The sequence below is a fragment of the Ferrovibrio sp. genome (assembly GCF_964218355.1).
Classification (GTDB): domain Bacteria; phylum Pseudomonadota; class Alphaproteobacteria; order Ferrovibrionales; family Ferrovibrionaceae; genus Ferrovibrio.
On sequence record NZ_CAXPMC010000008.1, the window covers coordinates 94,455 to 115,974 of the forward strand.

The 21,520-nt window shown below is 67.6% G+C and carries 21 protein-coding genes; 9 read left to right on the forward strand and 12 right to left on the reverse strand.

Going from position 1 to position 21,520, the window contains the following annotated elements; all coding sequences use genetic code 11:
• Positions 1 to 8: 8 nt before the first annotated feature.
• From ACEQZY_RS03805 to ACEQZY_RS03840, 8 genes are all read right to left on the reverse strand, one after another.
• Positions 9 to 1,079: a peptidoglycan -binding protein gene (locus ACEQZY_RS03805; protein ID WP_341705412.1), complete on the reverse strand. Its 1,071-nt coding sequence runs from the start codon at positions 1,077 to 1,079 to the stop codon at positions 9 to 11.
• Positions 1,080 to 1,101: 22 nt separating this feature from the next.
• Positions 1,102 to 2,250 carry a flagellar motor protein MotA gene (locus ACEQZY_RS03810; protein ID WP_370152410.1) on the reverse strand — a complete coding sequence of 383 codons (1,149 nt, stop codon included), beginning with the start codon at positions 2,248 to 2,250 and terminating at the stop codon, positions 1,102 to 1,104.
• Between the two features lie 189 nt (positions 2,251 to 2,439).
• Positions 2,440 to 3,510 (reverse strand): OmpA family protein, encoded by a 1,071-nt coding sequence (locus ACEQZY_RS03815; RefSeq protein WP_370152413.1) that lies wholly within the window; start codon positions 3,508 to 3,510, stop codon positions 2,440 to 2,442.
• A 99-nt stretch (positions 3,511 to 3,609) separates the two neighbouring features.
• A complete protein-coding gene (locus ACEQZY_RS03820; RefSeq protein ID WP_370152416.1) occupies positions 3,610 to 3,954 on the reverse strand; it encodes a hypothetical protein in 345 nt (114 codons plus the stop codon).
• Positions 3,955 to 4,087: 133 nt separating this feature from the next.
• Positions 4,088 to 4,876, reverse strand: coding sequence for an inositol monophosphatase (locus ACEQZY_RS03825; RefSeq protein ID WP_370152419.1), 789 nt, complete (start codon positions 4,874 to 4,876; stop codon positions 4,088 to 4,090).
• A gap of 43 nt (positions 4,877 to 4,919) precedes the next feature.
• The gene (gene thiE, locus ACEQZY_RS03830) at positions 4,920 to 5,588 is read right to left on the reverse strand and encodes a thiamine phosphate synthase (RefSeq protein ID WP_370152422.1); all 669 of its coding nucleotides are present in this window, start codon (positions 5,586 to 5,588) and stop codon (positions 4,920 to 4,922) included.
• A gap of 4 nt (positions 5,589 to 5,592) precedes the next feature.
• Positions 5,593 to 6,387, reverse strand: coding sequence for an alpha/beta fold hydrolase (locus ACEQZY_RS03835; protein WP_370152425.1), 795 nt, complete (start codon positions 6,385 to 6,387; stop codon positions 5,593 to 5,595).
• A gap of 21 nt (positions 6,388 to 6,408) precedes the next feature.
• Entirely contained in the window at positions 6,409 to 7,722 is a 1,314-nt protein-coding gene (locus tag ACEQZY_RS03840) for an O-acetylhomoserine aminocarboxypropyltransferase (RefSeq protein ID WP_341703566.1), read from the reverse strand.
• Between the two features lie 393 nt (positions 7,723 to 8,115).
• On the opposite strand from ACEQZY_RS03840, the gene ACEQZY_RS03845 reads away from it, so the two are divergent.
• The gene (locus ACEQZY_RS03845) at positions 8,116 to 8,754 is read left to right on the forward strand and encodes a TetR/AcrR family transcriptional regulator (RefSeq protein WP_341703565.1); all 639 of its coding nucleotides are present in this window, start codon (positions 8,116 to 8,118) and stop codon (positions 8,752 to 8,754) included.
• Positions 8,755 to 8,842: 88 nt separating this feature from the next.
• On the forward strand, positions 8,843 to 9,310 hold the full coding sequence (locus ACEQZY_RS03850; protein ID WP_370152428.1) for a hypothetical protein: 468 nt from the start codon (positions 8,843 to 8,845) through the stop codon (positions 9,308 to 9,310).
• Here the strand turns inward: ACEQZY_RS03850 and ACEQZY_RS03855 are convergent.
• Positions 9,300 to 9,476 carry a DUF1192 domain-containing protein gene (locus tag ACEQZY_RS03855; RefSeq protein ID WP_341703563.1) on the reverse strand — a complete coding sequence of 59 codons (177 nt, stop codon included), beginning with the start codon at positions 9,474 to 9,476 and terminating at the stop codon, positions 9,300 to 9,302. The two genes, ACEQZY_RS03850 and ACEQZY_RS03855, sit on opposite strands and share 11 nt — an antisense overlap.
• A gap of 152 nt (positions 9,477 to 9,628) precedes the next feature.
• Here ACEQZY_RS03855 and ACEQZY_RS03860 point away from each other — a divergent pair, with 152 nt between their 5' ends.
• From ACEQZY_RS03860 to ACEQZY_RS03890, 7 genes are all read left to right on the forward strand, one after another.
• A complete protein-coding gene (locus ACEQZY_RS03860) occupies positions 9,629 to 10,840 on the forward strand; it encodes an MFS transporter (protein ID WP_370152430.1) in 1,212 nt (403 codons plus the stop codon).
• A gap of 77 nt (positions 10,841 to 10,917) precedes the next feature.
• The gene (locus ACEQZY_RS03865) at positions 10,918 to 11,913 is read left to right on the forward strand and encodes an NAD(P)H-quinone oxidoreductase (RefSeq protein WP_341703561.1); all 996 of its coding nucleotides are present in this window, start codon (positions 10,918 to 10,920) and stop codon (positions 11,911 to 11,913) included.
• Positions 11,914 to 12,043: 130 nt separating this feature from the next.
• A complete protein-coding gene (locus tag ACEQZY_RS03870; RefSeq protein WP_341703560.1) occupies positions 12,044 to 12,787 on the forward strand; it encodes a cell cycle transcriptional regulator TrcR in 744 nt (247 codons plus the stop codon).
• A gap of 140 nt (positions 12,788 to 12,927) precedes the next feature.
• Complete coding sequence (locus ACEQZY_RS03875; protein ID WP_341703559.1) at positions 12,928 to 13,902, forward strand: ABC transporter permease; 975 nt, start codon at positions 12,928 to 12,930, stop codon at positions 13,900 to 13,902.
• A gap of 16 nt (positions 13,903 to 13,918) precedes the next feature.
• A complete protein-coding gene (locus ACEQZY_RS03880) occupies positions 13,919 to 14,830 on the forward strand; it encodes an ABC transporter permease (protein ID WP_341703558.1) in 912 nt (303 codons plus the stop codon).
• A 16-nt stretch (positions 14,831 to 14,846) separates the two neighbouring features.
• Positions 14,847 to 15,854: an ABC transporter ATP-binding protein gene (locus tag ACEQZY_RS03885; protein WP_341703557.1), complete on the forward strand. Its 1,008-nt coding sequence runs from the start codon at positions 14,847 to 14,849 to the stop codon at positions 15,852 to 15,854.
• A complete protein-coding gene (locus tag ACEQZY_RS03890) occupies positions 15,851 to 16,849 on the forward strand; it encodes an ABC transporter ATP-binding protein (RefSeq protein ID WP_370152435.1) in 999 nt (332 codons plus the stop codon). The genes ACEQZY_RS03885 and ACEQZY_RS03890 overlap by 4 nt, the downstream gene beginning before the upstream one ends.
• A gap of 21 nt (positions 16,850 to 16,870) precedes the next feature.
• On the opposite strand, the gene ACEQZY_RS03895 is transcribed toward ACEQZY_RS03890, so the two are convergent.
• From ACEQZY_RS03895 to ACEQZY_RS03905, 3 genes are all read right to left on the reverse strand, one after another.
• Positions 16,871 to 19,984, reverse strand: coding sequence for an efflux RND transporter permease subunit (locus ACEQZY_RS03895; RefSeq protein ID WP_370152437.1), 3,114 nt, complete (start codon positions 19,982 to 19,984; stop codon positions 16,871 to 16,873).
• Positions 19,981 to 21,114: an efflux RND transporter periplasmic adaptor subunit gene (locus ACEQZY_RS03900; protein WP_370152439.1), complete on the reverse strand. Its 1,134-nt coding sequence runs from the start codon at positions 21,112 to 21,114 to the stop codon at positions 19,981 to 19,983. Before ACEQZY_RS03900 ends, ACEQZY_RS03895 begins: the two co-directional genes overlap by 4 nt.
• A 77-nt stretch (positions 21,115 to 21,191) precedes the next feature.
• Positions 21,192 to 21,461 carry a ribbon-helix-helix domain-containing protein gene (locus ACEQZY_RS03905; protein ID WP_370152441.1) on the reverse strand — a complete coding sequence of 90 codons (270 nt, stop codon included), beginning with the start codon at positions 21,459 to 21,461 and terminating at the stop codon, positions 21,192 to 21,194.
• Positions 21,462 to 21,520 lie beyond the last annotated feature (59 nt).

The following is a 21,520-nucleotide window of genomic DNA, read 5'->3' on the forward strand; positions in this document are numbered from 1 at the left end:
CGCCGCGGTCAGCGTTCGGTCAGCTTCAGTTCGATGCGCCGGTTGCGGCGCAGCGCGATCTCGTCATTGCCGCTGTCGATCGGCTGGAATTCGCCGAAGCCGGTGGCAGCCAGCCGGTCGGCCGGAATGCCCTGGCTGGTCAGATATTTCACCACCGAGATCGCCCGCGCGGTCGACAATTCCCAGTTCGAGGGGAACTGCGCGGTGTTGATCGGCACCCGGTCGGTATGGCCATCCACCCGCAGCACCCAGGGCAGGTCGGTCGGGATCTTCGCCATCAGCTCGCTCAGCGTCCGCGCCAGCCGGCCGAGCTGTTCGCGTCCCTGTGGCTTCAGTTCGGCGGAGCCGGAATCGAACAGCACCTCGGACTGGAAGACGAAGCGGTCGCCGACGATCTGGACATCGCGGCGGTTGCCGATGATCTGGCGCAGCCGGCCGAAGAATTCCGAACGGTAGCTCTGCAGCTCGTCGACCTTGCGGGCCAGGGCGGCATTGAGACGCTTGCCGAGATCGGCGATCTGCGCCTCGCTGGCCCTCTCCTTGGCCTCGCTTTCCTTGAGGATGCGGTCGAGTTCGGCCATCTGCTGACGCAGCGCGAGGATCTGCCGGTTCAGCAGGTCGACCTGGCTGCGCGCCTCGGCCGTCATCTTCCTTTCCTGCTCAAGCTGGGCGGCACCGGAAACCAGCTTGCCCTGCAGATCGACGATGATCTGCTGCCGGTCCTGCAGCCGCTTCTCGGCCTCGTCGGCGCGGGCCTGGGCATCGGCCAGCACGGCGGCGAGCTGGTCGCGTTCCGCATTCGCCGACTGCAGGGTCGACTGCAGCTGGCCGACATCCAGGCGCAGCTGGGCGCTGGTGCGTTTTTCCAGCGCCAGCTGCTCGACCAGGCCGGCAATCTCGCCGCGCAGCTCGGCCAGTGCCTTGTCGCGCCCGGAAATCGCGTTGGCGAGGAAAAACTGCACCAGGATGAACACCGCCAGGACGAAGACAATGACCATCAGCAGGGTCGACAGCACGTCGACATAACCGGGCCACGGGCCGGAGCCCTGTCCTTCGTTGCGGCGGCGGGCGAATGCCACGGTCAGCTCCGCATCCCGGCGCTCACGAGCGCCGCTGGGTGTCGGCCATGGCGGCGATGGTGCGCGACAGCAGCTTGATTTCGGCGCGCATCTCGTCGACCAGTTTGGCGCGGCCCTGCGCTCCGTCGTCGAGCAGGCGGGCCAGCAGGATGTCCATGTTGCGCAGATGGCCGCGGCTGGCGGCATCGAAGCTGCCGCTTTCGGCGCCCTGTGCCAGCTTGGCCAGGATCGGCTTCATCTCGATCTGGTGTTCGGTCAGCTTCAGCAGCAGTCCCTGCTCGGCGCGCATCTGCTCGGTCAGCAGGCTCAGCTTCTCGTTCAGCTGCATCAGCGCGGCGCCGGTGGAATTGCGGCTGTCTTCGCCGCGCGCCATCGTGCGCTGCAGGTTGTCGAGGCTGTCGGCGGTCTGCTCGAGCAGGGCCTGCACATAGGCGGGCACCGACTGGTCGCCCTCGACCAGGCCGCCGCCGGTGACCCGGGTGAACCCGGCCAGCCATTCCTCGAGATCATTGTAGAAACGGTTCTGCGCCTGGCTGGCCTGCAGGTCGAGAAAGCCCAGAACCAGCGAACCGGCCAGACCCATCAGCGAGGTCGAGAAGGCGATGCCCATGCCGCTGAGCGGATGCTCCAGCCCGCCCTTCAGCTTTTCGAACAGGCCGTTGATGTCGTCGCTGCTGCTCAGCGACAGCGAGGCGATGGTATCGCTGACCGAACTGATCGTCTCGAGCAGGCCCCAGAAGGTGCCGAGCAGGCCGAGGAAGACCATCAGGCCGATCAGGTAGCGCGAGATGTCGCGCGCCTCGTCGAGGCGGGAGCCGACGGAATCGAGCAGGGCGCGGGTGGCCGCCGCCGACAGCGAGCCGCGCGGGCCGCGGTTCTCCAGCATCTTGGCCAGCGGTGCCAGCAGGTTCGACGGTTCGCCGACATTCGCGGCGGTGGCGCCATGCTGCGCCTTCTGCCAGTCCTCGACCCAGCGCGCCTCGCTGCCCAGCATCAGGACCTGGCGGAAGGTGTAGAGAATGCCAAGCACGAGGACGGCAACGATCAGGCTGTTCAGCGCAGGATTGGCCATGAAGGCCCGCACCAGCGGCGCGTGCAGCACGCCCACCACCGCGCCCACGGCGATCAGGAAGACCACCATGCGAAACAGGAAACGGCCGGGCTTGGTCATGCGTTCCATCCTCCGGCTTCTGGCCTAAGCAGCGAATACGGCATTTTCACGGCGCCTGCCGGGCCGCACTGCCCGTGCGGGCGGCAGGACGAATCACCACACTGTTCCGGAAGCATCGCCCGGACCGGCAGGCAAGATCAACGGCGGAAGCCCCGGCTGCCAGCCGGCAACCGGATCGCGGGCGACGGCTCAGCGGCCGACCGGCGCGATTTCCACCCGGTCGGAGGGGCTGCCGTCGGTGGGCGTGCCGAGCGCACGGACATCGATGCGGGTGCTGCGGATGCCCTTGTCGATCAGGTAGGCGCGCACGGCGAGCGCACGGCTGAGCGACAGGCGGCGGGCGCCGCTGCCGCCATCGGTGCCGGTGCTGGCAGCATAGGCGCGGATCTGCACGCGATCCTCGGTGCCGGCAAGCTGCTGGGCGAGCGTGTCGAGCGCGGAGACATTGCCCTGCGGCAGCTCGGCCTGCTCGGCGGCAAACGGAATGCTGACGACGCCGCCCTGCATGCTGGGGGCCGGCGCGGGCTTCGGTGCCACCATGGCGCTCTGCTGGCTGGCCGGGTTGGCCGGGGCCGGCTTCGGCGCAGCCGGCGCGGCCGCCATCTGCTGCGGCGCCGGGTTCGCCACTGGGGCAGGGGCAGACGCAGCGGGAGCGGCCGGAGCCGCGGTGGGGGCCGCCGGGGCAGGAGCCGGAGCCGGGGTGGCAGCCGCCACGGCCGGCGGCGTGGTCGACATCGGCTGGCCGGCCGGTGCAGGCGGCTGGGCGACCGGCTGGGCCGGCGGTGCCGCCGTGGTGCCGGTCGCAGCCGGTGCCGCAGGGAGCGCCGGTTCGGCGGCCTTCGGCTTCGGCATCGCCATCTCGGTCTTCGGGGCCGGGGCCGGCTTTTTCACCGGAGCCGGTTCGGCCGGGGCCACGGCCACGGCCGGGCTGCTCTCGCGGGCCGGGCGGCGGCGCTCGGCCGCGGCAGCGGACCGGCCGCCGGTCTCGCCCAGCAGCGGCCGCGGCGGCATCGCCTCGCCAGGCAGCGGCGGGCGGCCGGAAATGGCGGGGTAGCCGCCGGCCACGGCTCCGCGGCCGGCCGGGGCGGCATAGCCGTCAAGCTGGTTGAGGGCGTCGAGATTGACCTGGACGCTGCCATTGCTCTGGCCGCCGATCACGGTCTGGGCCGCGGCGGGCATGGCCGCGACGGCACCGGCCAGCAGGCCGGCCGTCAGCAGCACAAGGTGGGTCAGCGAAAACGCTTGCGGCCTGGCAGCCATGGAAGTTCCCCCGTTACGCGTCGGCGCTGCGAACGATAGCGGAGGCCGCCCGGCCCGACAACCCGCCAAACAAGCGGATTGTCGGTCCGGTACAACCCATTAGCTCTTCTTCTTCAGCAGGACGTGGGTCACTTCGGTGTATTTGTTGTCGGAGCCCGTGGCCGAATCAATGGCCCAGCCGATGCCGCCGCCCAGGATGAGGTTGCCGAAGGTCATGGCCGCCGCATCGGATTTCAGGTTCACCAGTTCGCTCTGGTACCCGTCCTTGGCGCAGGTCACTTCGATATCATGCTTGGTTTTTTCGACCCGGATCGCGCCGGGCGTGACCAGTTTGCCGATCTGGACCCCGTTGCGCATAAGTTTGCATTCGGCCCCGTCCGGGTCGCTGCTGAAGGTCAGCGTCTGGCTGCTGCCTTCGGTGATGGTGGAACAGCCGGCCAGCACTGCCAGCAGACCGGCAGACCGGCAGTCGCAATCAATCTGCAGATTTTCATTTTTCCCCCATGGATTGAGCCTGCTTCCAGGCCCGGTAAATCTAATGGGGTCAAATCTGCCGGATCAACACTTTCTGCGGGAATTATTTTGCCAGCAATTTGCGCAGGGGGGTGTGCAGGGCATCATTGGCGGCAATGACGCCGCCGGTTTCCAGCATCCTGTCGCTGCCGGCCAGGTCGGTGACCAGGCCGCCGGCCTCGCGGACGATGACGATGCCGGCGGCAATATCCCAGGGCGACAGGCCCGCTTCCCAGAAACCGTCATAGCGGCCCGCCGCCACATAGGCGAGGTCGAGGGCCGCGGCGCCCATGCGGCGGATGCCGGCCACCTCGCCCATCACGCTGGAAATCTCCTTCAGGAAGGGGGCATGGCCCGGCTTGCCGTTGAAGGGGATGCCGGTGGCGAACAGCGCCTCGGGCAGCTGGCGGCGGGCGGAGACGCGCAGCCGGCGATCGTTCAGGAAGGCGCCGCCGCCCTTCTCGGCCCAGAACATCTCGTCGCGCACGACATCGAGGATGACGCCGGCAATCAGGTCGTCCTCGCGCTTCACGCCGATCGAGATGGCGAAATGCGGGATGCCGTGCAGGAAATTGGTGGTGCCGTCCAGCGGATCGATGATCCAGTAATGCTTGCCGTCCTTCGCCTCGATGCGGCCGCCCTCTTCCATGACGAAGCCGAAATCGGGACGCAGCTTGGCCAGTTCCTGATGCAGGACCTTCTCCGCCTTGCGGTCGGCGGCGGACACGAAGTCGGACGGGCCCTTCTTCGAGACCTGGAGGTTCTCGACCTCGTTGAAGTCGCGGATCAGGCTGCGCTGCGCTTTGCGCGCCGCATTCGCCATCGCATTGATCAGGGCGGAACGGAGGGCCATCGGATTATTGGTCTTTTAGGGGCGGGAAAGGCGGCGGACCCTATCAGCCGCACGCATGCTTGGCAATCGCCCGGCAGAAGCCGGACACCGCCGCCGCAGGCCCTTCAGGATGCTGCCAGATTCCGGCCGAGACGGCGAGGAAATCGGCACCGGCGGCAACCAGCGGGGCGCAGTTTTCCACCGTGATCCCGCCGATGGCGACGCAGGGGATTTCCATCAGCCCCGACCACCATTCGAGGATTTCCGGCTCGGCCCGGGTCTTCGGCTGCTTGGTGCCGGTGGGGAAAAACGCTCCGAAGGCGACATAGTCGGCACCCGCCTCGCCGGCCTCCATGGCCAGGTGGCGGGAATTGTGACAGGTAACGCCGACGATGCGGTCGGGGCCGAGGATCCGGCGGGCCTCCGCATAGGGCGCGTCCTCCTGGCCGACATGCACGCCATCGGCGCCCAGCTTGATGGCCAGATCGGGCCGGTCATTGATCAGCAGGGCGACGTCATGGTCGTGGCAGACCGGCAGCACGGCCTCGGCGGCACGACGGAAAGCGTTGTCGGAAGCCGTGCGCTCGCCATCCTTCAGCCGCAGCTGCAGGCAGGCGACGTCACCGGCGCCCAGCGCCGCCTTCAGGGCTTCCGCGAAGGCGGCCGGCTCGATGACCGGCGGCGAGATCAGGTACAGGCGTTGCGCAGGCATGGCGGCAGCGGCACTTGGCATGGGGTTATCCGGCAATGAAATCCTTCAGGGCATCCAGTGTCTCGTCAGGCCGCTCGCCCATCATCAGATGGCCGCAGCCGGGCAGCACGTCGATCCGGCCCTGGCGGAATTCCTGTGCCCAGCCGCGCGCGGCACGCAGCGGCGTCATGATATCGCGTTCGCCGGCGATGATCTGCGCCGGGCAGGCGGCAGCGGCCACCGCCGCCTTGCCGCCCTGATAGGCGTTGCAGGCGCGGAAACCCAGCGCCAGCGCCGTGCGCGGTGCGCGGTCGACCAGCCGGATCGCGCCGGCCAGCAGATACTGGCCCGGCACCCGGTTGCCGCCGATCTGGTTGCTTTTCGCGATCATCCAGTCGTTCATCAGTTCGACCACCGTGTAGGCGCCGCTGTCGGCCAGGGCCTGCAGTTCCGGATTCACCGCCATCGGGAAGGCGAAGCCGAGCAGCGAGATTCTCGAAACCCGGTCGGGATGGCGTGCGGCGGTTTCCAGCGCGATCAGGGCGCCCATGGAATGGCCGACCAGCACAGCCTGCTTCACGCCGGCGGCATCCAGCAGTTTCGGCATCCAGTCGGCGAAAGCCTCGACACTGTCGGGCATCGGGCCTTCCGAACGGCCGTTGCCCGGCAGGTCCAGCGCCAGCACCGAATATCCGTGATACGCGAACCAGCGGGTCTGCAGGGCCCAGACGGTATGGTCGCAGGCATTGCCGTGGATGAACACCACGACCGGCTGCCCTGCATCGAATTCCCGGCCGCCGGTGGCGGCAAAAACCTTCCGCCCCTCTACTTCAAGCCACATCTGCGTTTCCCCGTCCTGTCGTTATTCCGCCGCCGCCTTGACCGCCTTCGCCGCGGCGCGCAGGGCCTGGTTAAGATCGTCGGTCAGGTCCTGCACGTCCTCGAGGCCGACCGACAGCCGCACCAGGTCCTCGCCGATCCCGGCCGCCTTCAGCTCGGCGGCGCTCATCTGCTGGTGAGTGGTGCTGGCCGGATGGATCACCAGCGACTTGGCGTCGCCGACATTGGCCAGGTGCGAGAAAATCTGCAGATTCTCGATCAGCGCCCGGCCGGCCGCACGGCCGCCCTTGACGCCGAAACTGAAAATCGCACCGCAGCCCCTGGGCAGCAGTTTCTGCGCCAGCGCATGGTCGGGATGTTCGGGCAGGTCCGGATACGACACCCAGCCCACGGCCGGATGCGCCTTCAGGAAGTCGACCACCTTCCGCGCATTCGCGACATGGCGTTCCATGCGCAGATGCAGGGTCTCGACGCCCTGCAGGATGTTGAAGGCGTTGGTCGGCGACAGGCAGGCACCGAAATCGCGCAGGCCTTCGGCGCGCGCGCGCATGATGAAGGCGGCGGGGCCAAACTCCTCGGCGAAATCGAGGCCATGGTAACCTGCGTAAGGCTCGGTCAGGGTCGGGAACTTGCCAGACGCCTCCCAGTCGAAACGGCCCGAGTCAATCAGCGCGCCGCCGATGGCGACGCCATGGCCGCCGAGGAACTTGGTCGCCGAATGCATCACCAGATCGGCACCGTGCTCGAAGCCGCGGAACAGGTAGGGCGTGGCAAAGGTGCAGTCCAGCATCAGCGGCAGGCCGGCATCGTGGGCAATCTGCGCCACCGCCGGCACATCCAGGACCTCGAGGCCGGGATTTCCGAGAATCTCGCCGAAGACCAGCCGCGTCTCGGGCCGGATCGCCGCCTTCCAGGCCGCGTGATCGCGCGGATCGACGAAGCTGGTGGTGATGCCGAAGCGCGGCAGGGTATGGACGAGGATGTTGTAGCTGCCGCCATAGATGTTGCGCGAGGCAACGATATGGCCGCCCTGCCCCATCAGCGTGGCGATGGCGAGATGCAGGGCCGCCTGGCCGGAACTGGTACAGACCGCGCCGACGCCGCCTTCCAGTGCCGCCAGCCGCTCCTCCAGCACCGCCACCGTCGGGTTGGAGATGCGCGAATAGATATGGCCGCCGCGTTCGAGGTTGAACAGGGCCGCCGCATGGTCGGTATCGCGGAAGACATAGGAGGTGGTCTGGTAGATCGGCACGGCGCGCGCGCCGGTGGCCGGATCGGGCTGCTGGCCCGCATGCAGGCTGAGCGTGTCGAAGCGGTGGAATTTCGGTTCCAGCATGGCGTCTGCTCCCTGCCCGGCCGGATGCTTCGCGGATCGTTGCCGGGCCGGCGGGCTGACTGAAGATCGTACCGGGTGTCTCCGGGCCGGGCAAAAAAAGTGGGCCGTTCCGTCCGACTGGATGGAACGACCCCGACATCTGCCTCAACCTCGAAACTCCCGCGATTAATCCATGCCGGGAGTACCCTAGTCAAGCAGGTGTAACAATCTGTTTCCATCCCGCAAAAAGAGCGGCCGTCGGGATGACCCGACGGCCGAGGTCAAACACAACAGGGAGGAAACCATTGACCGGGCCGAGTATGCCGATCACGGCTTAAAAAACCGTGAAATGCCGGGCTCCGGCGCGCCCGGCGGCAGGATGGACAGGCCGGGGCGATGCTGTATGGTCGCGCCATGATCCCGCGCAAAGCCATCGCCGCCGCCGAAGCCGGGGCCAGCTCCGCCGGAGCGGCCCCGCAGGAGCCGGTGCAGGACCGCCTGCTGGATGCGGCGCTGACCTGTTTCCGCCGCATGGGCGGTAAGCGCACGCGGATCGAGGATATTGCCGCTGAAGCCGGTCTGGCCCGGACGGCGATCTATCGCTACTACCCCAACAAACGGGCCATCATCGCGGCCCTGGCGACCCGCTGGCTGGCCGCCGATGAGGCCCGCCTCGCCGATATCGCCCGCGACAGCGGCCGCAGTCCGGCCGCCCGGCTGCAGGCCTTCCTGCTCGCCGATGCCGAAAACACCCGGCATTACCTGGCGGATCCCTGTCTGGTCGAGGTTCTCGACGAGGTGATGCGCAATATCGCCGTCGTCATGCGGCAGCACCGCTCGCATGTCCGCCGCCATCTGGCGGGCCTGCTGGCCGAGGGCCGCGAGGCCGGGGCGTTCCGGGTCGGTGCCGCCGATGCCCAGGCACTGGCGATCGACGACCTGATGGCCAGCTTCCATGCGCCGCAGCTTGCGGCGATGTTCGACAGAGATTCCTGGCGCGCACGCGCCGAAACGGCCGTCGACATGATCCTGCGGGCTGTCCGTAGCCGCTAGCTGGCCGGCATCGCAGTTTGACATTTGACATATTTTGTCTTATGTCTTGGAAATGTCCCCGCTGCAGAAAGCCGTTATCCGCCGGACCATGTCTGCGCTGCTGACCATATCGGCGGCCCTTGCGATGCATCCTGCCCTGGGCGGTGCCAGCTTTGCCTGGTCGCGGCTGCTGGCAGCGCTGGCCACGAGAACAAAGCGGATCGGTCCGGCGACCGGCCTGCCGGCGCTCGGTGCCGCCTGGCAGCGCGGCTTCGCCAGCCCGAAACAGGTGCCGGTGACCGCCGTGACCGCCGACACCGTCCTGGCCCGGATCGATACTCCCTGCCCGCTGCGCGGCACCGGCCGCACGGCTGCCTGCTGGCGGATGATGGAATACGACCGGGCCGTGGCGGCGGCGGCCGGCGGCCAGTTCGTGGTGCTGGAAAGCCAGGCCGAGCCGGGCGTCACCGCCTGCCGGGTTGCCCTGCGCCTGGCCGGGCAGCCCATGGACGACCTGGTTCCGGCGCATATCCGCGCGCCGGAGGCCGGGCTGCGGGGCCGAGCCCTCAGGTCTTGAAGAAGCCCGCCGCGGTGCCGCGCGCGGCCTGCTTGGCCCTGATCACCTCGCGGATCGTGGCAATTTCCGCCTCCAGTTCGGCGATACGGCCCTCGAGATCCTCGATCGACATCACGTCGTATTTCGGTGCCGCCGGCCGGCGTGTCGTAGCCTCGTCCCAGTCCATGTCGTCCTCCCGTCGCGGCGCCCGTTTCCCGGCGGTCCGAGACTAGCGGCATTGCGGCGCCCCGCTCAATCCCGGCCGCCACCAAATCCTGCTATACTCCGCGATCCGCCGCCCTAATCTTGGGCGTGCCTCCCTTCCCGCCCCGAGTTCCCATGCCCGAAAACAATTCTGCCGCGCCGGCCGCCGAAGCCCCGGCGATGACCGGCTTTCTGACCTTCGTCTTTGCCGCCGCCTGCGGCCTGGTGGCCGCCAATCTCTATTACGCCCAGCCGCTGATCGGCCTGATTGCGCCGGATATCGGCCTGAGCGACACGCTGGCCGGCTTCGTGGTGACGGTCACGCAGATCGGCTATGGCATCGCGCTGCTGCTGATCGCGCCGCTGGGCGACAAGCTGGAAAACCGCCGGCTTATCCTGGTCACGCTGATCGCCGCCGGCATTGCCCTCGCCGGCATGGCGTTCACTGCTCATCCGCTGCCCTTCCTGACGGCCGCCTTCCTGATCGGGCTGACTTCGGTCGGCGCCCAGCTGCTGGTGCCCTTCGCTGCCCATCTGGCACCCGACCACCGGCGCGGCCGCATCATCGGCAACATCATGGCAGGTCTGATGCTCGGCATCCTGCTGGCGCGGCCACTGTCGAGCCTGCTGACCGACCTGTTCGGCTGGCGCGCGGTGTTCGGCATCATGGCCGGCGCCATGCTGCTGCTGGCGGGGCTGCTCGCGTTGCTGCTGCCCCGGCGGCAGCCGCAGACGCAGCTGTCCTACGGTCGCATCCTGCACTCGCTGTTCGGCCTGCTGCGCGGCAATGCGGTGCTGCGGCGGCGGGCGGCCTATCATGTGCCGCTGTTTGCCGCCTTCAGCCTGTTCTGGACTGCCGTGCCGCTGCTGCTGGCGGGGCCGGATTTCGGCCTCAGCCAGCGCGGCATCGCGCTGTTCGCACTGGCCGGCGCCTCGGGGGCCGTGGCGGCGCCGCTTGCCGGCCGCTGGGCCGATCGCGGCTGGGGCCGCTTCACCACCGGACTGGCGATGGTGCTGGTGGCGCTCAGTTTCCCGGCGGCCTGGTTCGGGGCCGAACTGCGGATGCTGCCCCTGCTCGTGCTGGCGGCGATTGCGCTGGATTTCGGCGTACAGGCCAATCTGGTCACCGGCCAGCGCGCGCTGTTTGCCCAGGCCCCCGAGGCCCGCAACCGCCTGAACGGCCTGTATATCGCCAGTTTCTTCTTCGGCGGTGCCGCCGGTTCGGTGCTGGCCAGCGTCAGCTACACCCATGGCGGCTGGACCGCCACCGCACTGACCGGCCTGGCCCTGCCGCTGCTGTCGCTGCTGGCCTTTGCCGGCGAATTCCGGCGCGCCCCGGCGGACTGAGCGCCGCATGCTTGCCGGATCGCGCCCGGGCCGTTAGATCACGAAGACCATTCAGAAAGCGCACCGGAGGAAACCGCATGCTGCCGCAGGAGATGACCGTCATCGAGATCAGCCAGCCGGGCGGGCCCGAGGTGCTGAAGCCGGCGCCGCGGCCGATGGCGCAGCCGGCGGCCGGCGAGGTGCTGATCAGGGTGGCCGCAGCCGGCGTGAACCGCCCCGACGTGCTGCAGCGCCAGGGCATGTATCCGCCGCCGCCCGATGCGCCCGACTATCCGGGCCTGGAAGTGGCCGGCGAGATCGTTGCGCTGGGCCGCGACGTGGCGCGCTGGAAGGTCGGCGACCGGGTCTGCGCGCTGGTCGCCGGCGGCGGCTATGCCACCTACTGCGTCGCCCCTGCCGAGCAATGCCTGCCGGTACCGGCCGGGCTGGGCATGGCGGAGGCGGCCGCCCTGCCGGAGAACTGGTTCACCGTGTGGACCAACATCGCCGACCGCGGCCGGCTGGCTGCCGGCGAGAGCATCCTGATCCATGGCGGCGCCTCCGGCATCGGCGTGGCGGCGATCCAGCTGGCGAAGCTGCTGGGGGCCGGAAAGATCTACGTCACCGCCGGCACCGACGAGAAATGCCGCTACTGCGAGGAACTGGGCGCCGATGCCGCCATCAACTACAAGACCGGGGATTTCGCCGCCCGCATCGGCGAACTGACCGGCGGCCGCGGCGTCGACGTCATTCTCGACATGGTGGGCGGCAAGTATTTCACCCCCAATATCAAGAGCCTGGCGGAAGAGGGCCGGCTGGTGATCATTGCCGTGCAGGGCGGCCCCAAGGGCGAGGGCGACCTGAGCCTGGTGATGCGCCGGCGGCTGACGGTGACCGGCTCGACCCTGCGGCCCCGGCCGGTGGCCTTCAAGGGTGCGATCGCCCGGGCGCTGGAGGAAAAGGTCTGGCCGGCCCTGGCCGACGGCCGGGTGCGGGCCATCATCGACTCCCGCTTCCCGCTGGAGCAGGCGGCGGCGGCCCATGCCCGGATCGATCATGGCGACCATGTCGGCAAAGTGCTTCTAATTGTTTGATAGTAATACTAAAATATAAAAAACCGGGTGGTTGCGCCCCCGCCCGGTTCCACTATATTGTCGCCCGATTTTTCCGCTCACGCGGCCGACCGCTGACTAGCCGGCCGGCCGCACCAGGAGGATTTTACCCATGGCATTGCCCTTGATGCCCAAAGCCACCGCCGTGTGGCTGATCGACAATACCAAGCTGACCTTCGACCAGATCGCCCGCTTCTGCGGCCTGCATCCGCTCGAGGTGAAGGGTATTGCCGATGGCGAGGTGGCCGTGGGCATCGTCGGGCTCGATCCGGTCGCCAACAGCCAGGTCGCGGCCGAGGAAATCGCCCGCTGCGAGGCCGATGCCGCCGCCGACCTGAAGCTGCTGGCGCCGACCGTGCCGGTCCAGCGCCAGAAGACCAAGGGCGCGAAATACACGCCGCTGTCGAAGCGCCAGGATCGCCCCGATGCCATCGCCTGGCTGCTGAAGTATCATCCGGAAGTGCCCGATGCGCAGGTCCAGAAGCTGCTCGGCACCACCAAGGCGACCATCGATTCCGTGCGCAACCGCACGCACTGGAACCATGCCAACATCAAGCCGCGCGATCCGGTCAGCCTCGGCATCTGCAGCCAGGCCGAACTCGACCGCACGCTGATCCTGGCCGCCAAGCGCAGGGAAAACCGCGAGAAGCGCGAGGCCCGCGCCGCCCGCAAGGCGAATGCCGAGGCCGGCGCCGGCGCGATGCCCGCCGCTGAAATCCCTGCCGCCGAAATCCCCGCTGCCGACCTGCCGGAAAGTGCGGCAGCCGCAGCCCCGCAGTCCGAGCCGACCATTGCCGATGTGTTCGGCACCGGTCCCGCCGATGACGGCGACAGCGACAGCGACCGCCGGGACTGAACCGAACCATCCATGCCGATTGGTGCGCCCGGGAACGGGCCTAGGCGCCGCGTTCGCTTTCCGCTATAGCCTTTGGCGGGAGAAAAGCCCGCGCAAGAGGCAGCTCGCATTTTATCCAGAATCTGGCAGGGGTCCGGGGGATGCTGGTCTTTATCATTCGGCGGCTCATGCAGGCGGTGCTGGTCCTCGCCGTCATGTCCGTGCTGGTCTTCGTCGGCATCTACATGATCGGCGATCCGCTGGCGATCCTGGCCAGCCCGGAAGCCACCGAGCTTGACCGCGAGGCGATCGCCCGCGCGCTCGGCCTCGACCTGCCGCTCTGGGAACAGTATCTGCGCTTCCTCGGCGCCGCCCTGACCGGCGATTTCGGCAAATCCTTCGTGTTCGGCCAGCCGGCCATGCGGCTGGTGCTGGAGCGCATGCCGGCCACCATGGAACTGGCGATCACCGCCACGGTGATGGCGCTGGTGATCGGCGTGCCGCTCGGCCTCTATGCCGGGCTGCGCCACCAGACGGCGCTGGCCCGCGGCATCATGGCGGGCTCGGTGCTCGGCTTCAGCCTGCCCAATTTCTGGGTCGGCCTGATGCTGATCATGATCTTCGCCGTGCAGCTCGGCTGGCTGCCCGCTTCCGGCCGCGGCGAAACGGTCGGCGTGTTCGGCATCCAGCTCAGCATCTTCACCGCCGATGGCTGGAGCCATATCGTCCTGCCCGCGATCACGCTGGGCCTGTCGAAATGCGCACTGATCGTCCGCCTGGCCCGGGCCACGGCGCGCGAGGTGATGCTGATGGATTTCGTCAAGTTCGCCCGCGCCAAGGGCCTGAACGAAAAGCGCGTCATCGGCGTCCACATCCTGAAGAACATCATGGTGCCGATTACCACCGTCACCGGCCTCGAGCTTGGCACCCTGATCGCCTTTGCGGTGATCACCGAAACCATCTTCTCCTGGCCCGGCATGGGCAAGCTGCTGATCGATTCCATCATCCATCTCGACCGCCCGGTCGTCGTCGCCTACCTGCTGACCGTCGTGCTGCTGCTGGTGCTGATCAACCTGGTGGTCGACATCCTGTATTCCGTGCTCGATCCGCGCGTGCGGCTCGGCAACGCCAAGTGATCCGGGAGGAGGCGCCATGACCGACACCGCCCTGCCCGCCGCCGCGCCCGCCCCGACGGAATCGCCGCTGCGGCGCATCATTGCCGAATTCGCCGAGAGCCGCCTGGCCCTGCTCGGCGTCGCCATGCTGGTCCTGTTCGTCGGAGCCGCACTGCTGGCGCCGCTGCTGGTGCCGCAGGATCCCTACGACCTCGCCACCCTGGACATCCTCGATGCCCGGCTGCCGCCCGGCGAGGTTTCCGGCACCGGACTGGTCTTCATGCTGGGCAGCGACGGCCAGGGCCGCGACATGCTGAGCGCCATGCTCTACGGCCTGCGCATCAGCCTGTTCGTCGGCGTCACCGCCGTGGCGCTGGCACTGGCGATCGGCGCCAGCGCCGGCCTGCTGGCCGCCTATATCGGCGGCCGCACCGAAAGCATCATCATGCGGACGGTCGACATCCAGCTGTCGTTTCCCGCCATCCTCGTGGCCCTGATCCTGCTGGCCCTGCTGGGCAACGGCGTCGACAAGGTGATCATTGCGCTGGTGGCCGTGCAATGGGCCTATTTCGCCCGTGCCGCCCGTGGCGCCGCCCTGGTCGAGCGCAACAAGGAATATGTCGAGGCGGCCCGCTGCCTCGGCATCAGCCGCGCCCGCCTTCTGCTGCGCCACCTGCTGCCGAACTGCCTGCCGCCGCTGATCGTCATCGCCACGGTCGACATCGCCCGCTCGATCACCCTCGAGGCAACCCTCAGCTTCCTTGGCCTAGGCGTGCCGGTGACCGAACCCTCGCTCGGGATGCTGATCGCCAACGGCTTCGATTACCTGCTGAGCGGCGTCTACTGGATCTCGGTCTTCCCGGGCGTGCTGCTGACCCTGGTGATCATTGCCATCAACCTCGTCGGCGACCAGCTGCGCGATGTGCTCAACCCCCGCCTGAAGCGCTGATCCCGGAACCGGACCGATGAGCGAGACCGCGACCCCGACCCTGCAGGTCGAGAATCTGGAAACCCATTTCCCCACCCGCGACGGCACCGTGCGGGCCGTCGACGGCGTCAGCTTCGCGGTCGCCCCCGGCGAAATTCTCGGCCTGGTCGGCGAATCCGGCTCCGGCAAGTCGATCACCGGCTTCTCGGTGCTCGGCCTGATCGATCCGCCGGGACGCATCGCCAATGGCCGCGTGCTGTTCAAGGGCGAGGACATCACCGCCGCGGGCGAAAGCCGGCTGCGCCAGCTGCGCGGTGCACGCATCGCGATGATCTTCCAGGATCCGATGATGACCCTGAACCCGGTCCTGCGCATCGACACGCAGATGATCGAGGCGGTGCAGGCACACCAGAAAATCAGCGAGGCGGCGGCCCGCGCCCGCGCCGTGGAGACCCTGCAGGCGGTCGGCATCGCCGCGCCGGAGGAACGCCTGCTGGCCTATCCGCACCAGATGTCGGGCGGCATGCGGCAGCGCATCGCCATCGCCATCGCCCTGCTGCACAAACCCGACGTGATCATCGCCGACGAGCCGACCACGGCGCTCGACGTGACCATCCAGGGCCAGATCCTCTATGAAGTGCGCAAGCTGTGCCGCGAGACCGGCACCGCCCTGATCTGGATCACCCACGACCTGTCCGTCGTTGCCGGGCTCGCCGACCGCATCATGGTGATGTATGCCGGCCGCATCGTCGAGACCGGGCCGGTGGCGACGGTGATCGAACGGCCCCAGCATCCCTATACCCGCGGCCTGATCGGCTCGGTGCCGGGCGCCCTGCCGCGCGGCAAGCGGCTGTTCCAGATTCCGGGCATGGCCCCGGCACCGCTGAACCTGCCGCCGGGCTGCCGGTTCAAGACCCGCTGCAGCCGTGCCGATGCCGCCTGCGACAGCATGCCGGAACTGGCCGATCTTGCGCCCGGCCATGCCGTGCGCTGCTTCCATCCCTTCGATGCCGCGCCGATCAGCGCAGCGGAGGTTGCCTCGTGAACGCCGCCCCGATCCTAGAGCTGAACCAGGTTTCCAAGCGCTTCACCTGGCGGCTGGACATCGCCTCGCGCATCGCCAACCTGATGGGTGCCGGCCTGCAGGAGCGGGCGGTGCATGCCGTCGATGCCGTCGACCTGACGATCCGCGAGGGCGAGGTGGTCGGCCTGGTCGGCGAATCCGGCTGCGGCAAGTCGACGCTGGGCCGCATCGTCGCCGGCATCATGGATGCCAGCGCCGGCAGCATGAAGTACCGCGGCAAGGGCCTGGCCGAAATGACGCCGGAAGAGCGCCACACCTGCAAGCTGGCCGTGCAGATGATCTTCCAGGACCCTTACGCCTCGCTCAATCCGCGCATGCGGGTCGAGGACATCATCGGCGAGGCGCCGGTGGCGCATGGCCTGATCCGCCGCAGCGAGATGGGGGCCTATGTCGAAGGCCTGATGCGGCAGGTCGGCCTCGATCCGCGCTATCGCAAGCGCTATCCGCACCAGTTCTCCGGCGGCCAGCGCCAGCGCATCGGCATCGCCCGCGCCCTTGCGGTGAAGCCGCAGTTCATCGTCTGCGACGAGGCGGTGGCGGCGCTCGACGTGTCGATCCAGGCGCAGGTGCTGAACCTGTTCATGGACCTGCGCGAACAGCTTGGCCTGACCTATCTGTTCATCAGCCACAACCTGTCGGTGGTCGAGCATATTTCCGACCGTGTGGTGATCATGTATCTCGGCCGCGTGGTGGAAAGCGCGCCGACGGAGGAGCTGTTCCGGCAGCCCAATCATCCCTACACGCAGGCCCTGCTGGCCGAGGCGCCGCGCCTGGTGGCCGAACGGCGCGACTACACGCCGATCGCGGGCGAGATTCCCTCGCCACTGAACCCGCCGCCGGGCTGCCATTTCCACCCGCGCTGCCCGCATGCGACCCAGCGCTGCCGCAGCGAGGCGCCGGCCCTCAGGGAAATCGCGCCGGGCCGCCTGTCGGCCTGCCATTTGAACGACCGCTAGCCGGCACCGGGAGACGGGAGATCAGGCCGTCTTCGGCCGGATCCGGAACCAGGCGGCATACAATGCCGGCAGGAACAGCACCGTCAGCAGCGTCGCCACCAGCAGGCCGCCGATGATCGTGTAGGCCATCGGCCCCCAGAAATCGCTGCGCGACAGCGGGATCATGCCAAGGATCGCCGCCAGCGCGGTCAGCACGATCGGCCGGAAACGGCGGATCGTGGCATCGACCACGGCATCCCAGGGGTGGCTGCCGGCCGCGATATCCTGGTCGATCTGGTCGACCAGGATCACCGAGTTGCGCATGATCATGCCGGCCAGCGCGATGGCACCCAGCATGGCGACAAAGCCAAAGGGCACATTGAAGCCAAGCAGGCCGACGGTGACACCGATCAGCCCGAGGGGTGCCGTCAGCAGAACCAGGATCATGCGCTGGACCGACTGCAGCTGGATCATCAGCAGGGTGACCATGATCGCGATCATCACCGGCACCACGGCGCCGATCGAGGCATTCGCCTTGGCGCTTTCCTCGATGGCGCCGCCCATGACGATGCGGTAGCCCGGCGGCAGCCTCGACCGCAGACCGTCCAGCTGCGGCTCGATCTGCTGGGAGACCACCGGCGCCTGGATGCCGTCGATGATGTCGGCGCGGGCGATGATCACCGGCTGGCGGTCGCGCCGCCAGATGATGCCCTCTTCCAGACCGTACTTCACCTCGGCCACCTGGGTCAGCGGCACCGGCCGGCTGCTGTCGGCGCCGGCGACATTGATATCCTTGATGCCGTTCAGGCTGAGGCGTTCCTCAGGCACGGCGCGGGCAACCACGTCGATCAGTTCGCGGCCCTCGCGATACTGGGTTACCGTGATGCCGGAAACGATGGAGTTCAGGGTGGTCGCGAGATCCTGCGAGGAGATGCCGAGCAGCCGCGCCTTGGCCTGATCGACATCCAGCCGCACCACCTTGCTCAGCTCGTTCCAGTCGAGATTGACATCACGGGTATTCGGATTGGCCCGCATGATGTCGGCAACCTGGAAGGCGATGTCGCGCACCACCATCGGATCGCTGCCATAGACACGGAACTGCACCGGAAAGCCGACGGGGGGGCCGTTTTCCAGCCGGTTGACGCGGCCACGCAGCAGGATGAAATCCTCCTGGAAGGCGCGGATCAGCCGCTCGCGAACCGCCTCGCGCTCCTTGTCGCCGCCGGTCAGCACCACGACCTGGGCGAAATTGTCGTTCGGCAGCTCGATATTCAGCGGCAGATAAAACCGCGGCGCACCGGCTCCCACATAGGTCGTGTAGCTGATGACATCCGGATCCTTTGCCAGCATGGCTTCCAGCTTCAGCGCCTCGGCCTCGGTGGCCGCGATGGAAGCGCCCTGCGGCAGGCGCAGATCGACCATCAGCTCGGGCCGGTTCGACGACGGGAAAAACTGCTGCTGCACGAACTGGAAGGAAAAGCCGCTGGCCAGGAAAATCACCACCGTGGCGCCGATCACCAAGAAGCGGAACCGCACGCACCAGTCCACCACCGGGCGGACATAGCGGTAGATGCCGCGCCGGTAGATGTCGTCGCCATGGCCATGCCCGCCGCCGGATGCGTTTTTGGGCGTCGGCAGCAGGCGATAGCCGATATAGGGCGTGAAGATCACCGCCACCACCCAGGACACCAGCAGGGCAATGGTGACCACGGCAAAGATCGAAAAGGTGTATTCGCCGGCCGAGGACTTGGCAAAACCGACCGGCACGAAGCCGGCTGCGGTGATAAGCGTGCCGGTCAGCATCGGAAAGGCGGTCGAGGTATAGGCGAAGCTGGCAGCGCGGAAGCGGTCCAGACCCTGCTCCATTTTCACCTGCATCATCTCGACGGCGATGATCGCGTCGTCGACCAGCAGGCCGAGCGAGATGATCAGGGCGCCGAGCGAGATGCGGTGGAAGTCGATGCCGAAAATCTGCATGCAGGTGAAGGTGATGGCCAGCACCAGCGGGATGCACAGCATCACCACCACGCCACTGCGCAGGCCGAGGCTGAGGAAGCTGACGCCGAGCACGATCACCACCGCCTCCAGCAGCACCTTCATGAATTCGCTGATCGAGCGCTGCACCACGGTCGGCTGGTCGGCCACCGCGAGCATGTCGATGCCGATCGGCATGTCGGCCCGCAGCCGCGTCATGGTTGCAGCCAGCTGCTCGCCCAGCTCGATCATGTTGCCGCCCTTGGCCATCGAAATGGCCAGCCCGACCCCTTCCTGTCCGTTGAAGCGGAAACGCGGGGCCGGCGGATCCGCGTAGTCGCGATGGATGTCGGCGATATCGCCGAGCCGCAGCAGCCGGCCATTGGCCTGGATCGACAGTTCGGACAGCGCCCGGGCCGTCTCGATCTCGCCGCTGACCCGGGTGGCGATGCGGTCGGAGGCCGTCTGCACCACGCCCGATGCGGTCTGGGCATTCTGCGCCTGGATGACATCGAGGATCTGCTGCGGGCTGACGCCGAGATTGGCCAGCTTCTTGTTCGAGAACTCGATGAATATCTTTTCCGGCTGCACGCCGAGCAGCTCTGCCTTGCCGACATTCTTGATGCGCAGCACTTCCTCGCGCACGTCCTCGACATAATCCTTCAGCTCGCGGTGACTGAAGCCGTCGGCGGTGAAGGCATAGATGGTGCCGAAGGTATCGCCGAACTCGTCGTTGAAAAACGGCCCCTGGGTTCCCTGTGGCAGGGTATGCCGCATATCGGAAACCTTCTTGCGCACCTGGTACCAGATATCGGGCACCTGCTTTGGCGGCGTGTCGTCGCGCAGCACCACGTAGACGGTGGATTCTGCCGGCTTCGAATAGCTCATCACGTAGTTGAGATACGGCGTCTCCTGCAGCTTCTTCTCGATCTTGTCGGTGACCTGCTGCTCGACCTCGCGGGCGGTGGCGCCCGGCCAGTTGGCACGCACGATCATGATCTTGAAGGTGAAATCCGGGTCCTCGGCACGGCCGAGCTGCATGTAGGACAGCGCGCCGGCAGCCAGCAGGATCACCATCAGGAAGCCGATCAGCGACTGGTGCCGCAGCGCCCAGGCCGACAGGTTGAACCCGCCGCCGCCATCCTCGCCGGACGGCGTCGGCATCACCGGCACGCCGCTCACGACTTGATCTCCGCCCGCGCCGGCTCCAGCAGACGCACCGTCTGGCCGGGGATCAGTTTATGGACGCCGGCGGTGACCACCTGTTCGCCGGCCGCCAGGCCGTCGGCGATCAGCACCGCATGCTCGACATAGGCCGCGACGGCAACCGGGCGCAGCGCGACACTGCCCTGCTCCGCCGTTCCGGTATAGATCCACACTGCCGGCCGGTCGCCCTGCTGGTACAGCGCCGACAGCGGCAGGGCGACGACATTGTCGCTGCCGCGGCGGACGATGGTGACGCTGGCCGTCATGCCGAGCCGCATGGCCGGCGGCGGATTCTGCACCGTCACCTTCACGGCATAGGTGCGGGTGACCGGATCCGCGCCGGGCGCGATCTCGCGCACCACGCCGGCGAATTCCCTGTCCGGGCTGGCCCACAGGCTGATCGCGATGGCCGTGGCATTGCGCAGTTCGTCCAGCCGGTTTTCGGCAACGTTGAACACCACTTCCTTCTCTTCCGGCCGCGCCAGCTTCATCACCGTCTGCCCGGCCGACACCACCTGGCCGGCCTCGGCCGAAATGCCGGTGATCACTCCGTCGGCATCGGCATGCAGTTCGGTATAGTCCATCTGGTTCTGCGCCACCCGCAGCTGCGACTGCGCACTGTCGAGCTGCGCCTGTGCGGTGTTGTAGGTGTTCTGCCGGCGGTCGAGTTCGGCCTGGCTGATCACGCGGGTCTCGAACAGCCGCTTGTAGCGGGTCAGCTCGATCTGCGCCTGATTGAAATTGGCCTGCGCCGCACTGACCTGGGCGCGGGCATTCTGGATGGCGAGCCGGGTATCGTCGGGATCGAGGCGCCCGAGCAGCGTACCCTTCTTGACCTCGCTGCCGATCTCGACGAAGCGGGCGACCAGCTTGCCGCCGATGCGGAAGGCAAGGCTGGTCTCGTAGCGGGCCCGCACTTCGCCGGTATAGCTGGAGCGGCTCTCGAAGGCCTGCGGCGCGACAGTTACGGTGCGGACCGGGCGGATCGGTTCCGGCGGCGGCGGCGGCTGGTCGCAGGCGGCGAGGATGCCGAATGCCAGACCGGCCAGAATGAGCCGGAACCCGGCCTGCCGCGCCCCCGCGGCCAGGATATTCATCGCGCGCATGCTGCCTCTCCTGTCGGACGGCAGTCGGGAGCAGAACACTCGGACTCGGAAACTGCGGTATCCCCCGACGCCGCCTGTTACGCCAACTTCTCTGCCGGGATATCCGCACTTGTGGCGGATCCTGCCGGCTGCAGCAGCCCCTGACGGGCACGATCCAGAACCCAGACCCGGATCGCGCTCGACAGATTGCCCGTCCGCGCAGCATCGATGTCGCTGACCATCTGGTTGATGGTCTTGCCTTCCTGGACAGCCGCCTCCTGCAGCGCTTCCCAGAACGCCTGTTCCAGGGAAATGCTGGTGCGGTGGCCGCCGACCACGACGGAGCGTTTTTTTACCGTCGAGGGCATCGCTGACCTGCCCGGCCGGGGTCCGGCCGCCTCAGGAGTTGCTTAGCATCCGCGGTTTT

Bases quoted from the DNA above. Each gene is read 5' to 3' on its own strand.
- ACEQZY_RS03810 (WP_370152410.1), bottom strand. From the start codon at position 2,250: ATGACCAAGCCCGGCCGTTTCCTGTTTCGCATGGTGGTCTTCCTGATC.
- ACEQZY_RS03815 (WP_370152413.1), bottom strand. From the start codon at position 3,510: ATGGCTGCCAGGCCGCAAGCGTTTTCGCTGACCCACCTTGTGCTGCTG.
- ACEQZY_RS03825 (WP_370152419.1), bottom strand. From the start codon at position 4,876: ATGGCCCTCCGTTCCGCCCTGATCAATGCGATGGCGAATGCGGCGCGC.
- thiE (WP_370152422.1), bottom strand. From the start codon at position 5,588: ATGCCAAGTGCCGCTGCCGCCATGCCTGCGCAACGCCTGTACCTGATC.
- ACEQZY_RS03835 (WP_370152425.1), bottom strand. From the start codon at position 6,387: ATGTGGCTTGAAGTAGAGGGGCGGAAGGTTTTTGCCGCCACCGGCGGC.
- ACEQZY_RS03840 (WP_341703566.1), bottom strand. From the start codon at position 7,722: ATGCTGGAACCGAAATTCCACCGCTTCGACACGCTCAGCCTGCATGCG.
- ACEQZY_RS03845 (WP_341703565.1), top strand. From the start codon at position 8,116: ATGATCCCGCGCAAAGCCATCGCCGCCGCCGAAGCCGGGGCCAGCTCC.
- ACEQZY_RS03850 (WP_370152428.1), top strand. From the start codon at position 8,843: ATGTCTGCGCTGCTGACCATATCGGCGGCCCTTGCGATGCATCCTGCC.
- ACEQZY_RS03855 (WP_341703563.1), bottom strand. From the start codon at position 9,476: ATGGACTGGGACGAGGCTACGACACGCCGGCCGGCGGCACCGAAATAC.
- ACEQZY_RS03860 (WP_370152430.1), top strand. From the start codon at position 9,629: ATGCCCGAAAACAATTCTGCCGCGCCGGCCGCCGAAGCCCCGGCGATG.
- ACEQZY_RS03865 (WP_341703561.1), top strand. From the start codon at position 10,918: ATGCTGCCGCAGGAGATGACCGTCATCGAGATCAGCCAGCCGGGCGGG.
- ACEQZY_RS03870 (WP_341703560.1), top strand. From the start codon at position 12,044: ATGGCATTGCCCTTGATGCCCAAAGCCACCGCCGTGTGGCTGATCGAC.
- ACEQZY_RS03875 (WP_341703559.1), top strand. From the start codon at position 12,928: ATGCTGGTCTTTATCATTCGGCGGCTCATGCAGGCGGTGCTGGTCCTC.
- ACEQZY_RS03880 (WP_341703558.1), top strand. From the start codon at position 13,919: ATGACCGACACCGCCCTGCCCGCCGCCGCGCCCGCCCCGACGGAATCG.
- ACEQZY_RS03885 (WP_341703557.1), top strand. From the start codon at position 14,847: ATGAGCGAGACCGCGACCCCGACCCTGCAGGTCGAGAATCTGGAAACC.
- ACEQZY_RS03900 (WP_370152439.1), bottom strand. From the start codon at position 21,114: ATGCGCGCGATGAATATCCTGGCCGCGGGGGCGCGGCAGGCCGGGTTC.
- ACEQZY_RS03905 (WP_370152441.1), bottom strand. From the start codon at position 21,461: ATGCCCTCGACGGTAAAAAAACGCTCCGTCGTGGTCGGCGGCCACCGC.